The organism is Burkholderia sp. PR2 (genome assembly GCF_052372875.1).
In the GTDB taxonomy this organism is placed as follows: domain Bacteria; phylum Pseudomonadota; class Gammaproteobacteria; order Burkholderiales; family Burkholderiaceae; genus Burkholderia; species Burkholderia diffusa.
The window spans coordinates 2,765,177-2,778,558 of the sequence record NZ_JBQRWH010000004.1 but is presented as its reverse complement, the minus strand read 5'-3'; the positions used below and the strand labels follow the sequence as shown (position 1 = coordinate 2,778,558).

The following is a 13,382-nucleotide window of genomic DNA, read 5'->3' as shown; positions in this document are numbered from 1 at the left end:
CAGATACGCGACGCCAATCGAACAGAGGTCAAAATACATGTCGATTCTGATCAACAAGGACACGAAGGTCATCACGCAGGGCATTACCGGCAAAACCGGTCAGTTCCATACGCGCGCCTGCCGTGAATATGCAAACGGCCGCGAAGCATTCGTCGCGGGCGTGAACCCGAAGAAGGCCGGCGAAGACTTCGAAGGCATTCCGATCTACGCGAGCGTCAAGGAAGCGAAGGCAGAAACCGGCGCGACCGTTTCGGTCATCTACGTTCCGCCGGCAGGCGCAGCCGCTGCGATCTGGGAAGCGGTCGAAGCCGACCTCGATCTCGCGATCTGCATCACGGAAGGCATTCCCGTCCGTGACATGATCGAAGTGAAGGACCGCATGCGTCGTGAAGGCCGCAAGACGCTGCTGCTCGGGCCGAACTGCCCGGGCACGATCACGCCGGACGAGCTGAAGATCGGCATCATGCCGGGTCACATCCACCGCAAGGGCCGCATCGGCGTCGTGTCGCGTTCGGGCACGCTGACGTATGAAGCCGTTGCACAGCTGACGGCGCTGGGCCTCGGCCAGTCGTCGGCAGTCGGCATCGGCGGCGACCCGATCAACGGTCTGAAGCACATCGACGTGATGAAGATGTTCAACGACGATCCGGATACGGACGCGGTCGTGATGATCGGCGAGATCGGCGGTCCGGACGAAGCCAACGCCGCTCAGTGGATCAAGGACAACATGAAGAAGCCGGTCGTCGGCTTCATCGCTGGCGTCACGGCGCCTCCGGGCAAGCGCATGGGCCACGCCGGCGCGCTGATCTCGGGCGGTGCGGATACGGCCGAAGCGAAGCTGGAAATCATGGAAGCGTGCGGCATCACCGTCACGCGCAACCCGTCGGAAATGGGTCGCCTGCTGAAGAAGGCGCTGTAATTTCCGCGTGGTTCGTCCTGCAAAAAACGCCGGCCTTGCCGGCGTTTTTTGTTATGCTCTCGCAATGAATTTGTAAGCCCCCGGCATGCGCGATGCATGTCCCGGCGTTCACCCGGCACGTCTGTCCGACAGCCGTTACCCCGCACCCGATACCGCTCATGCTTGAATTCCTGACCTCGCTCCACTGGGGCGCGGTGTTTCAGATCGTCATCATCGACATCCTCCTCGGCGGCGACAACGCGGTCGTGATCGCGCTCGCGTGCCGCAACCTGCCGGCCAACCAGCGGCTGCGCGGCGTCGTGTGGGGCACGGCCGGCGCGATCCTGCTGCGGGTCGCACTGATCGCGTTCGCGGTCGTGCTGCTCGACGTGCCGTTCCTGAAGTTCGGCGGCGGCCTGCTGCTGTTGTGGATCGGCGTCAAGCTGATGGCGCCCGACGCCGACGCGCACGACAACGTGAAGCCGGCCGACAGGCTGTGGGACGCGGTGAAGACGATCGTGATCGCCGACGCCGTGATGAGCCTCGACAACGTGATCGCGATCGCCGGCGCGGCCGAGCAGGCCGATCCGTCGCACCGGCTGGCGCTGGTGATCTTCGGGCTCGTCGTCAGCGTGCCGATCATCGTGTGGGGCAGCACGCTGGTGCTCAAGCTGCTCGATCGGTTCCCGATCGTCGTGGCGCTCGGCGCCGGGCTGCTGGGCTGGATCGCCGGCGGGCTGATGGTGCACGACCCGGTCGGCGACCGCTGGCCGGTGCTCGATACGCCGGCGGCGATCTACGGCGCGAGCATCGCCGGCGCGCTGTTCGTCGTCGCCACCGGTTACGCGCTCCGGCGACGCCGCAGCGCCACGCACGCGTGACATTGGCCGTCCGGCCGACTGCCGGGGCCGCGGCCCGCTGGCTACGATCGAAACGCCTGCCTGATTCGGCAGGCGTTTTTCGTTTCCGGAGCCAGTCATGTTCGAAGCCTTTTCCGTTTCCATGTTCCGTCGCATCGCCGCCGATCTGCGGCGCGCGAGCCGGCCGTTGCCGCGCTGCCGGCCGGCCGGCTTCACGCTGATCGAGCTGATGATCGTGCTCGCGATCGTCGGCGTGATCGCGGCCTATGCGATTCCCGCGTACCAGGATTACCTCGCGCGGTCGCGTGTCGGCGAGGGGCTCGCGCTTGCTTCGTCCGCACGGCTCGCAGTTGCCGACAACGCCGCGAGCGGCGCGGGCCTCGACGGCGGCTACAGCCCGCCGGCCGCTACCCGCAACGTCGAATCCGTCGCCATCGACGGCGACACCGGCCAGATCACGGTGGCGTTCACCGCCCGAGTCGCCGCGGCCGGCGCGAATACGCTCGTCCTGGTGCCGTCCGCCCCGGACAAGGCCGACACGCCAACCGCGCGCGTGCCGCTGAAAAAGGGCGCGATGCAGGCGGGTGCGATCGCGTGGGAGTGCTTTGCCGCCGGCAAGTCTGCGTCGTCGCTTCCGGCGCCGGGCGCGGGCCCGTTGCCGGCGGAGGCCGCGACTTTGCCCGCGCAATATGCGCCCGCGGAGTGCCGCGCGTAGTGTCGGGGGCATGCCGGCAAGTCCGTGGCCGCGTGCGCGGCGCGGCGCCCGCCGGCCGGCTGCGCCCGCCCCGGCGTGTGGGGGATGGCACGACGGGCCCGCACAGGGGGGAAAGTTTTGTATAGTGCGCCGGTTGCTGACATCCGGTTCGCTCATGCCTTCTACTTTTTCCCGTTCGTTGCCGCTCGTTGCGCTGGCTGTCGCCCTGATCGTGCCGTATTCGATCACGAATCACACGTATCCGATCCCGACCTTCTATTCCGAGTTTGCCGCGCTGGTGCTGTATCTGCTGGTGGGGCTCTCCGTCGTGCTGCTCGCACGCACGGGCCGCCCGGCCGAGCCGTTCGCCGCGCCGGCCGCGTTCGTCGCGCCGCTCGGGTTCGCGGCAGTGCTGATCGCGCAGGTCGCGCTCATGCCGCTCAAGGTGCCGTCGATGAACTGGCTGGCGGTCGGCTACCTGGCCGCCGCGTTGGTCGCGATGCAGGCCGGCTACACGCTGGCGCGCGAGGGGCTCGCCGAAGCCGCCGCGCAAATGATGTCCGGCGCGCTGCTGCTCGGCGGGATGCTCGCGGTCGCGAGCCAGGTCGTGCAGTTGTTCCATCTCGAAACCGCGGTGTCGCCGTTCGTCGTGGTCTACAACATCGCGGTCGATCGCCGTCCGTACGGCAACATGGCGCAGGCCAACCACCTCGCGACCTACATCGCGTTTGCGCTCGCGGGCGCGCTGTATCTGGTGCAGACGCGCCGGCTCGCGGTATGGGCCTGGCTCGCGCTGTCGATCGTGCTGTCGGGCGGTCTCGCGCTGACGGTGTCGCGCGGCCCGTGGCTGCAGGTTGCGGTGCTGGTCGTCGCGGGCTTCTGGATGGCGTGGCTCGAATCGCGCCGCGCGCCGGGCAACCGCCGCGCATGGGTGATGCCGGTCGCGCTCGCGGTGGCCTTCGTCGCGGTGAACGTTGCGGTGCGCTGGGCCAACGTGCATTTCCATCTGGGGCTCGCCGAGTCGGCGGCCGACCGCATGCGCGACGCGGGGCAGATCGCGCCGCGCCTCGCGTTGTGGAAGTACGGGCTCGCGATGTTCCGCGAGCATCCGGTGCTCGGCGTCGGCTGGGGCGAGTTTCCGTCGCACCAGTTCGCGCTCGTGCGCACGCTCGGCGGTGTCGAGATCGCGAACAACTCGCACGACATCTTCATCGACCTGCTCGCGAAGTCCGGCCTCGTCGGCCTCGGCGTGCTCGTCGTCGCGCTCGTGACGTGGTTCGTGCGCGCGGTGCGCGCGCCGCAGTCGAGCTCGCGCGTGTTCGGCCTCGCGCTGATCGGCATCCTGTTGATGCATGCGCTCGTCGAATATCCGCAGCAGTACATGTTCTTCCTGCTGCCGGCGATGTTCGTGATCGGCCTGCTCGAGGTGAAGCCGTTGCGCATCCTGCCGGGGCGCGCGGCGTTCGGGCTGTTCGCGGTGCTGTCGTTCGGCGGCGTGCTGGCGGCGGTGCCCGTGCTGCGCGACTACCAGCGCGCGGAAGTGCTGTATTACGGCAGCGATCCGGCGGCACAGTACCGCGATGCGCCGTCGCTGTTGTTCGGCGCGTGGGGCGATTACGGGGCGGCCACGCTGCTGGCAATTTCGCCGGACAACCTGCCGCTCAAGCTCGTCGCGCATGAGCGCGCGATCGCGCTGCTGCCCGGCGAGACGGTGCTGCGCCGCTATGCGGTGCTGCAGGCGCTGGCCGGTCGCGAAGCCGACGCCCTGGATACAGTCGCGCGCCTGCATGTGTTTGCGAAGGAGTTGAAGGACTGGCCGCAGCAGTTGGCGTTGCTGTACAAGCTGTGCGACCAGCAACCGGCACTGAAGGCGTTCAAGGCGGCCGTCGTCGCGAAGTACGGGGAAGTGCCGGCCGATGCGGACGAGGACGACTCCGACGACGATTCCGAGTGACGCCACGCTGAACACCGTGCCGACACCGCGCGGCGCCGGGCGGGGAATCCCGGCGCCGGCCGCATTGCGGTGAGGCGGGTGGGCGATGGCGGGGCGAAGGGGGCGGCGATTGCTTCCCCCGCGGAATGGATGCCTGCCGAATCCGGTGTGATTCGCGTCAACCATTGTCAAATCGCGGCCACGCGCAAGGCGGCGCGTGCACAATGCGGCAAAGCGTTCGCGTGCGCGGCCGCCCGCTGCGGGCCGCTACCGCGAACGCCGCCCCGGATCTCCGGGAACCCGACAAGCAGGATCGCGACCGGGCAGCCGCCGGTCGTGCGGCCGTAACGGCGCGCCGGTCCGATGGCCGCGGCGCGGGGCGATGTCCGCCGGCGCGGCGTTCGTCCGCAACAGTACTGAAGAACGATATTCGACCATGGCCCTTCGCTCGCCCCTCCTGATCCTGCCTGCCGTCGCCGTGCTGGTTTCCGGCTGCGCGATGCTGTCGTCGTCGCAGGAAAGCAAGCTGACCTGCCACATTCCGCGCGCCGTCTATCCGGATAGCGCGAAGCCGCTCACGCGTCCCGTCACCGTGCTCGTGCGCGCGCTGATGACGACGTCGGGCGAAGCGCAGAACGTCACCGTGACGACGAGCAGCCGCAATGCGGCGGCAGACCGCGCGGCCGTCGACGCAATGACGCACGCGACCTGCGCGCAGACCGGCGCCACCGCGAATCCGTTCCTGCTCACGCAACCGTTCGTGTTCGAGCCGCGACGCGCCCAATGATGGGCGGCCGGGCACGCCGAGGCGCGCGTGCCGCTTGCCGTCGATTCCTGTGAGGCGTCGCCGTGCCGCCGACGTTCAGTGCCGCGGCATCAGGTTCGCGCCGTGGCATGCCGGCTCGGCCGCCTTGCGTAGCCCGAGCATCGTGAACCCGTTGCGCTCCTGGCGGATCAGCGCGTAGCGTCGCGCAACCGTGTTTCCGTCCTTGCCCGTCAGATCCAGTTCGACCTGGAAGAGATCCTTGCTGTCCGCGCAGCCGCGTACCGGTCCGTAGGCGAACCCGGTATCGGGCGCCTTGCTTTCCGCAATGAACGCCTGTCGCGCTTGCAGCGCCGCCGCAGCGGCCGCGGGTTCGCTCCAGGCGCGCGCGAGCGTATCGTCCACGCCCAGCCATTCATCGACGAAATCGCGACCGTTGACCGCGACCGGCTGCACGCGTTGCACGGTGTCGCCGTCGACGCGATAGCGGAAGATGCCCGGCCGTGTCATCACGTCGCTGTCGCGCGAGCCGACCGTCATGCGCAGTTCGAAGCCGTCGGGGCGCACCTTGAAGCGGATCGCGTCGTCGTCGAGCACGTAGCCGTGAGCCGTATGGAACAGCGTGTGTTGCGCGGCCGCGCCGCTTGCCGGCGCGACCACGTCCGCGCCGAACCGGCTCCAGCGCGACGAGCACCACGGCGTGCCGTGGACGACCGCCACCTGGCCGCCGGGCAATGCGCCGAACCAGAAGCCGCCGCCGTAGGCGCCGCCGATGTCCTTGTAGTCGTCGGCCTGCCAGCGCAGCACCCGCCGCCAGCCGCCGTTTTCCCATGCGTAGGCAGTGAGCAGGTTGTCGTCGCCGCATGGGATGTCGAAGCCGGCGCGCACGAAGAGGAGCGGGCGGGACGTGCCGTCGCGTTGGACGTCGACGTCCGGGTTGCGACCGAATGCCGATTCGGCGTTTTTCGGCTGGGCGGATTGGGTGGATTGGGCGGGTACGCCGAGTGCGGCCGCAAGCGTGCGTTTCAGCGCAGCCGGCTCGACGTGTTCGTCGCTGCACGCAAGCCGCGCGTCGATCGCGCCGACGAGCGCCTGCTTGTACGCGCGAAGCGCGTCGCGCAAAGGCGGCGAGACGTCGACCGTGCCGCCGCCGTCGCCTTGCGGATTCCGGACTTGCTGTACGCGGTGCTGCGCGTCGAGCGCCGCGCGTGCGGCGGTGTCGGCGGCGGGGCAGGGGCTGGCGGCGGAGGCGGTGGCCGCCGCGGCAGCGCACAGTACGAATGCGGCGCGATGCAGCGCTTTTTTCATCGAATAGGGTCTCCGGATGTAGCGAGGGGATTCAGTCTTGTGAGGCGGGGGAATGTCGGATGGGGAATGACAGCTTCTTCAGTCTTTCATCGAGCAGCGAGTAGAGCGTGTTCGTATCCTGGTCGAAGTACCGGTTGTGATAGACGATCCCGTCGGCATTCTGTTTCCAGGTCCTGCCTGCGTCAGTGCTGCTGATCATCAGGGGGATTGGTGGATCGTCGATTGCTTGCCCGGGATCGGTGGCATATACGAGTAACAGGCCGTCGCGGCCCACGTCGAGGCCGTTCACGATGAGCTTCATGTCAAACGTCATCACTTGCCGGACGCGCGCGGGTTGCGTGTCCGTCCACGTCGAAAGCACGCCGGCCCGGCGTGCGCGATCCGGTGCCGTATCTTTGCCGCCCTCGTCGTCGAGGAGAGACAGTGCGTAAAGCGCGTAACCGCTGGTCGTGGCCGGCGTCGAAGCGAGTCGGATGACGGTCTGGTTCGGCAGAACGATATCGGGAACGAACGTCTGCTGATTTGGCGGAAGCCCGTATACGACGCTGCGAGCGGGCCCCGTTGCCGACGGATCGACATGGTAAGCCACTCGCAGGGTGCCGTCGGGACCAAGATTCACCGCTCTGAGGTTGCGCCGACGGCCACTGGGGACGACTGCATCCGGCGGTAGTGCGATCAGTTGCCAGGACTCGCCGCCGTCGGATGTTCGCCGGACGGTGGGGCCGCGGCCAATCGCATAGCCGTGCTGCGCGTCGATGAAGAGCAGGTCGTCGATATCTTCGTGCTCCGGCCATGCCATCTGCGACCAGTGGCGGCCGCCGTCGAGCGATTTCCAGACACGGGTTTGCCGCGAGACGAGGTCGTCCGCGGAATGCTGCGACGTATAGTCCAGCCAGCCGATGCTGATCAAGTGGACCTGACCGTCTCGCGAATGCCACCACGCGGTGTGTTGGCCGGGCGCTTGCAAGAAGCGCTGCAGTCCGTGATCGAGCGTGCCGCGGAAGAAATTCACGGTTCGTCGATTGAGGGTTTCTCCCGCACTGTTCATCCATGCTTCGGTGGGTTCGGCGACCGTCGGAACCTTCCACTCGCCGGCCGGCTTCAGCGTCACGACAGGATCGGCAAACGTGAGCGACATGATTTCGTTGCCGGCGATGTAGAAATCACCCACACCTGCTGGCGGGTCGGACCATGTGATCTGCGACGAAACGGTCTTCCAGTGAGGACCGGTGCTCTCGTAAAACAGATTCAATACGATGCCGCCGATCGCGATGACGGCCAGCCCCTTCAGTCGAGATCGATGGCGCATGGGATTGGCTGAAGTCGATAGAGGAATCTCGTGGCTGGCCGTGCCGCGGACGTCGTTCGTTTCCGCGGACACGGCCTGCGACAAACGCATCGGGCGCCGATCAGAATTGCCGTTTCCGCAGCGTATAGGCGAACACCGAATAGAGCGTGTTCGTTTGTGGATCGAAGTAGCCGCCCTGTGAAGCCTTGTCGGCGGTCTGCTGCCATGTCTTTCCACCGTCGGTGCTGCTGATCGTCAGGTCGATCGGTGCGCCGCCGCCGTTTGCGGTGTTCGGGTCGGTCGCGTGGACCAGCAGGACGCCGTTGCGACCCGCGCTCAGTCCGTTGAGCGTCAGCGGGCTGTCAAACGCATGCAGTTCCTGGATGTGTTCGGGGTGCTCGCTAGTCCAGGTCGAAATGACGCCCGCACCATGACCGCTGCCGGATTCGCCGCTTGTACGCGACAACGCATACAGTGCGTAATTCCGGACGGGGGCCGGCGACGATTCGAGGCTGACGATGACTTGTCCGGGGAGCACCGCTTCCCGGATGAAATCCTGCTGATTCCAATCGAGCCGCCAGACCACCGTTGCCGGTTGCGGATGCTCGGCGTCTTCAACCTGATAGGCAATGCGCAATACACCGTCGGGACCGAGGTTGGTCCCGTCGAAAGTCCGGCGTGGCTTGTCCTGAAGGGCGGCACCCGGCGGTTCCTTGATTTCCTGCCACGATTGCCCGCCGTCCGCCGTTCGCCACACGCGGGGTCCCCATCCGATGGCGTAGCCCCGTTGCGCATCAATGAACAGCAAGCGGTTGATGTTGCGCTCCGTCGGCCATTCGAGCTGGGCCCAGTGCTGGCCACCGTCGCTCGACTTCCAGAGTCGGGTTGTCTGAGGGGACGCACCGTCGACGGTGCGCGGCGCCGCGTAATCCATCCAGCCCGTACTGACGTACAGGATCTGCCAGTCAGGCGAGTACCACCATGACGCGGTCTGGCCCGGTTGCTGGAAGTGGCGCACGGCGCTCCCGTCCAGCGTGCCGCGCAGGAAACTGACGGTCGACCGGTTCAGCCGCTGGTTCGAATCGTCCATCCAAGGTTCGGTGAATTCCGCGAGGTCAGGGTTCTTCTGCTCGCTCTCCGGCTTGAACTTGAGTTCCGGTCGCGCAACCTTCAGTGACATGAAATCGTTGCGTTGCACGCGAAATGCGCCCGCACCGTACGGCTTGTCGTTGCGCATGAATTCGGTCGATACCGTGTCCCACCCTGATGTCATTTCCGTATATCCGTAAATAGCGATCGGGAGAACAAGCACGCATCCCGCGACCCAAAGCCATCGTTTGCCTTTTCGCATGTCACTTCGCCAGCAGCCTTCCGAGCGCCTTGCCGACCGGATCGTCGGCGTCCGATTCCTCGGCTTTTTTCCGGAGAACAGGGATGGCGGAATCGAAAGCCTGCCCCCACGTTCTTCCGTCGCCCCATTCCTGAATGTTCGGCCGCATCCCGATCCTGACGAGATCCATGATCGGCAGGTCGGCCAATCCTCCGTCGAGGTAGGCCATCGGGTGTGTCTTGAATGCAAATTCCTTGAACTTTTCGGTGTTTATTTCCAGCTCGAACTGTGGCCACGTCATATCGACGCTACCGTTTCCCGGCGTCGGGCTGGCCATCTGGATCGTGTTGCCCATCATGTTCTGATTCAACCCGTCTTCCATGTTGACCTGGAGCAGCTTGCGCGCTTTGTTCAGCCACGCTTTCCCTTGGGGGCTGAGGCTCGGATAGAGATTCGCTCCATAGTCGGAGCAGTAGTAGTAGCCGTAGCTGATGTAGTAATCGGGCGGCTTATGTCCGCACCCGATGTGACGCATCATGAAGTTGCCATGACGAGACCAGTCGGAATTCGTGCTGTCTATCTTGATCAATTCTTCACGGCGGTGCAGGAGTCGGTGCGCGACGTCCGAGTCGGTCCACGGATCCCACGATAGGGCGAAACCCTTGATGGTCGACCAGATGCTCGACATGCTGACCTTCTCGACCGTCTCCATATACGCCCCGTGAAGCGGCCGATAGTAGAACGGACAGGTGCCGACGATCCATTTCGGTGCCGGCGTCACATGCTTGTCGCAGATATTGATCGCCACCTTCGGCCGATCCTTGTACCCCGTCGGCGTCAGCATCCCCGAGCCGCTGCCCAGTACGTTGTTGTCCTGTTGTCCGTCAGCCATTCGATTTCCCTAGAAACTTGACGACGACGTCGTGCGGCACGTGGCTCTGCGTGAGCCCCGTCTCACCTGCCGCATTGGTGACGCCTTCCGAGAGCAGCTTGCCGTTCGAGAACATCTGGTATCGCGTGTTCGCTACCGGAATGTCGGTGCCGGCCCAGTGCGCGATGAACGCCTGATCGTAGTTGCCGGTCGAGTTCGGCAGGGTCGGCATCGTCTGCGACAGGTGCGTGGGGCCGCTGAACGCGTGCTGCGCCCCCTTGATGTCGATCTTGCCGGGTGCGTGCACTTCGATGTTGCCGTTCGCGATGCGGATGTACGCGCCGCCGGAGGTCAGCAGGATTTCCTTCGCCGCGGCGCCTTCGATCGACTCGGTTACCGCCATCAGCTTCAGCGCCTTCTGGGCCGTCAGCTCGATGTTGTCCGCGTGCGCCTGCACTTCGACCTTGCCCTTGCCGGCGAATAGCTTGATCCCGGAGTTCTGCGCGAACAGGCTGATCCGGTCGAGGACGCTCGCGATCAGCGACTTTCCGGCGGCCACGTGCGTGCTTTGCCCGCTGACGAGGTTGACGTGCTGGTCCGCGGCAAGCTGCACGGACTGTTGCGTGGACATCCCGATACCGGCCGGGCTGCCGAACAGCATCACCGGCTCCTTGAACGCGTTGGCCGTGCCGGTTCCGCCGCCCGCGGTCCTGCCGCCCGACGTGCCGCCGCTCACGCTGTTCTGCGTCGCGTCGGTGAACTGCTTCAGCGCCGAGTGGCCGTGGTCGAGCGGTTCGGCCTGATGCTGCGCGCCGACCTCCGACATGGCCTCCATCAGGCCTTCTGCACGGACGAGCTGCTGTTGCGTTTCCTGAACGTCGAGCGGCTGGCTCGCCGGCTGCTTCGGGTGCGTCGTGACGTACAGCCCGCGGCTCGCGCGTACGGCGCCGTACGCGTCCGAGCGCAGGTCGAAGCCGCTGCCGAGATAGCTGCCGCGGTTGTTGCCCGCATGGTCGATCAGGTAACCGAGATGCAAGTGCGCGTTGGTCTCGCTGCTGTAGAGGTGCACGCGGTTCTGCGAGGTCGCGTCGTCGAGCACGAGCTGGTTGTAGCCGGCGCCCGCATATTCCTTGGACCGGTATCCGGACAGGATCCCGTTGCTGTGCCACTGCGGGCTCGTCGCGCCGTTGTACAGCTTGCCGACGATGATCGGGCGATCGCAGTCGCCGCCGAGGAAATCGACCAGCACCTCCTCGCCGCTGCGGTGCGGGTGAACGGCCCCATAACCCTTGCCCGAATCCGACGCGGTGGCACGCAGCCAGCACGACGCCTTTTCGTCGCCGTCGTTCAGGCGGTCCCAATGGAAGCGAACCTTGACCCGGTTGAGCGCGTCGGTGTGGATTTCCTCGCCTTTCGGTGCGACGACGATCGCCGATTGCAGGTGCATCGGCGGCTTCGCGTGTTCGAACGGGCTGCGGAACGGTACGGTCGTGCGCTGGGCTTCGACGCGGATCTGAAAGAAGCCTTCGCTGCCGTCGGGATGACGCACGCGCGACTGGGCCGTATCGGTTGCCTGCACGATGCTGCCGACCTCGGCGCGCAGGCTGTGCGGGAAAACCGCCTGTTCGTCGGCAACGGGCAGATTGTTGACGATGACCCACGCCGTCTCGATCACGGCGAATTCGCGCTGCCCGGCATCGTCCTTGTCGTGTTCGGGGTGATCCGCCAGCTCGAAGGTCCGCCCGGCATCCATGCGCCGCACGCCGCCGACGCCATGAAAGCGTTTCGCGCGCGACTCCTGTTCCTCCATCCATATCTTCGACAGATGGTCACCGCGGGACTGTTCGAGGTACGTGTACGCACCGGTGTATTCGTAGACCTCGAGCTGCGGCGGCAGGTCACCCTGATTGGCGATCGTCGGCGTATGGGTCGCCTTCGGATTCGCCGCGCTCGGCGGCTGCTTGTAGTCGAACGTGCGTGTGGCGCGGGCGACACTTCGCAGCGTGCGCGTGCCGGAGAACTGGACGAACGTGTCGGCCTCGTCACCCGTGCCCGCATGATGAAAGCGCACCGTTCGCGGCGACAGCGCGGGCAACGCGTCGACGCGGTCGACGACGACAAGCCGGTGCGACTTGCCGTCCTGGTCCTGTTCCCAGAAGCCATACAGGCCTTCCGATTCCATCAGGCGATGCACGAAATTCCAGTCATCCTCGTACTGCATGCAGAACGAGCGGAGCGGCAGCGGCTGGTGGAGCTTGAAGGTGAAGCGACCCTTGGCCTGCGGATGCTGGTTCAGCACGTCGGCAATGATGTCGTCCGCGGACTGGTCCTGCCAGATTCGCTGGTCGCGGCGGAACTTCAGGAAGTGCAGGAACGAAGCGAAGACGATCTGGTAGTGCGTGACGCCGCTGTCCGAGCCGAGCCGGCGGGCGCAATGCACGTAGCCGTGGTGAGGCGCATAAGACTGGTCGGCCTGCAGGATCCACAGCGTCACCGGCTGCGCGATCAGCTTCTTGAGCTCGAGGTTATCGGACACCGACACGGTATCGACCGTGAACTCGAAGTGACGCCCGAGCCGCGATCGGCCGATGACGCGATGCGGCAGCAGCACGTCGGGGCCCACCGGCGTATCCAGTTTGACAAGGCGCTCGTGCTGAACCGGTCCGGCCAGCAATGCGCTTCTTAACGCTTGCGATTTCATCACCCGTGCTCGCTTTTTTTGTGCTGGGTCGCACGCTCTCCCGTGCGGAATCCGGTAATTGTATGAGATAAACGGGCGGTATCCCGAATTTACCGGCCGACAGGGTGCCGACCGGTCAGCCGGCGGTGTCCTCGGCCTTCCAGTCCCCCGACTTCCCGCCACGCTTTTCTCTCACGCTCACCTCGGTGATCACCATCCCCCGGTCGACCGCCTTGCACATGTCGTACACGGTCAGCAGCCCGACCTGCACGGCGGTCAGCGCTTCCATCTCGACACCGGTGCGCCCGAACGTCTCGACCTGCGCGACGCAGTGCACGCCCGGCAGCGCGTCGTCGAGTTCGAAGTCGACGGCCACGCGCGTCAGCGCGAGCGGATGACACAGCGGAATGAGGTCGGCGGTGCGCTTGGCACCCTGGATCGCGGCGATGCGCGCGACGCCGAGCACGTCGCCTTTCTTCGCCTTGCCGTCGCGGATCAGCGCGAACGTCGCCGGCAGCATCCGGATCGTGCCGCGCGCGATCGCGATACGTTGCGTTTCCTGCTTGCCGCCGACGTCGACCATGTGCGCGTGGCCGGCGGCGTCGAAATGGGTAAGTCCTGACATGTCCTGCTCCGATCTCTTGTGTCGCGGCCGGTCGATCCACCGCGTCGGGCACCGTGCCGCAACCATCTGCAACGTTTCAACGGGCGCCTATCATAGCAGCGGCCTGCACGACGCCGGGCGTGCAGACGGCGC

Annotated in this window: 11 protein-coding genes; 5 read left to right on the top strand and 6 right to left on the bottom strand. The window is 65.9% G+C overall.

The genetic code is table 11. The annotated features are described in order from the left end of the window. Nucleotides 1–37: 37 nt before the first annotated feature. The 5 genes from sucD (at nucleotide 38) to ACT2FV_RS30055 (ending at nucleotide 5,172) form a co-directional block, all read left to right on the top strand. A complete protein-coding gene (gene sucD, locus ACT2FV_RS30075) occupies nucleotides 38–919 on the top strand; it encodes a succinate--CoA ligase subunit alpha (protein ID WP_010090788.1) in 882 nt (293 codons plus the stop codon). Between the two features lie 158 nt (nucleotides 920–1,077). After that, nucleotides 1,078–1,779 carry a TerC family protein gene (locus tag ACT2FV_RS30070; protein WP_124621384.1) on the top strand — a complete coding sequence of 234 codons (702 nt, stop codon included), beginning with the start codon at nucleotides 1,078–1,080 and terminating at the stop codon, nucleotides 1,777–1,779. Nucleotides 1,780–1,876: 97 nt separating this feature from the next. Further along, a complete protein-coding gene (locus tag ACT2FV_RS30065) occupies nucleotides 1,877–2,473 on the top strand; it encodes a pilin (RefSeq protein ID WP_444505290.1) in 597 nt (198 codons plus the stop codon). A 154-nt stretch (nucleotides 2,474–2,627) separates the two neighbouring features. Next, nucleotides 2,628–4,406 (top strand): PglL family O-oligosaccharyltransferase, encoded by a 1,779-nt coding sequence (locus ACT2FV_RS30060; protein WP_444505289.1) that lies wholly within the window; start codon nucleotides 2,628–2,630, stop codon nucleotides 4,404–4,406. 415 nt (nucleotides 4,407–4,821) lie between these two features. Next, nucleotides 4,822–5,172, top strand: coding sequence for a TonB family protein (locus ACT2FV_RS30055; RefSeq protein WP_444505288.1), 351 nt, complete (start codon nucleotides 4,822–4,824; stop codon nucleotides 5,170–5,172). Between the two features lie 75 nt (nucleotides 5,173–5,247). On the opposite strand, the gene ACT2FV_RS30050 is transcribed toward ACT2FV_RS30055, so the two are convergent. From ACT2FV_RS30050 to moaC, 6 genes are all read right to left on the bottom strand, one after another. Beyond that, nucleotides 5,248–6,456 carry a hypothetical protein gene (locus tag ACT2FV_RS30050; protein WP_059607923.1) on the bottom strand — a complete coding sequence of 403 codons (1,209 nt, stop codon included), beginning with the start codon at nucleotides 6,454–6,456 and terminating at the stop codon, nucleotides 5,248–5,250. A 31-nt stretch (nucleotides 6,457–6,487) separates the two neighbouring features. Continuing rightward, nucleotides 6,488–7,765, bottom strand: coding sequence for a WD40/YVTN/BNR-like repeat-containing protein (locus ACT2FV_RS30045; protein WP_059607924.1), 1,278 nt, complete (start codon nucleotides 7,763–7,765; stop codon nucleotides 6,488–6,490). A gap of 100 nt (nucleotides 7,766–7,865) precedes the next feature. Then, entirely contained in the window at nucleotides 7,866–9,017 is a 1,152-nt protein-coding gene (locus tag ACT2FV_RS30040) for a hypothetical protein (protein ID WP_059607925.1), read from the bottom strand. Between the two features lie 79 nt (nucleotides 9,018–9,096). Then, nucleotides 9,097–9,966 (bottom strand): hypothetical protein, encoded by an 870-nt coding sequence (locus tag ACT2FV_RS30035; RefSeq protein ID WP_012364620.1) that lies wholly within the window; start codon nucleotides 9,964–9,966, stop codon nucleotides 9,097–9,099. Next, the gene (locus tag ACT2FV_RS30030; protein ID WP_444505287.1) at nucleotides 9,959–12,646 is read right to left on the bottom strand and encodes a type VI secretion system Vgr family protein; all 2,688 of its coding nucleotides are present in this window, start codon (nucleotides 12,644–12,646) and stop codon (nucleotides 9,959–9,961) included. Before ACT2FV_RS30030 ends, ACT2FV_RS30035 begins: the two co-directional genes overlap by 8 nt. Nucleotides 12,647–12,761: 115 nt before the next feature. Beyond that, the gene (moaC, locus tag ACT2FV_RS30025) at nucleotides 12,762–13,250 is read right to left on the bottom strand and encodes a cyclic pyranopterin monophosphate synthase MoaC (RefSeq protein WP_011657821.1); all 489 of its coding nucleotides are present in this window, start codon (nucleotides 13,248–13,250) and stop codon (nucleotides 12,762–12,764) included. Nucleotides 13,251–13,382: the final 132 nt, after the last annotated feature.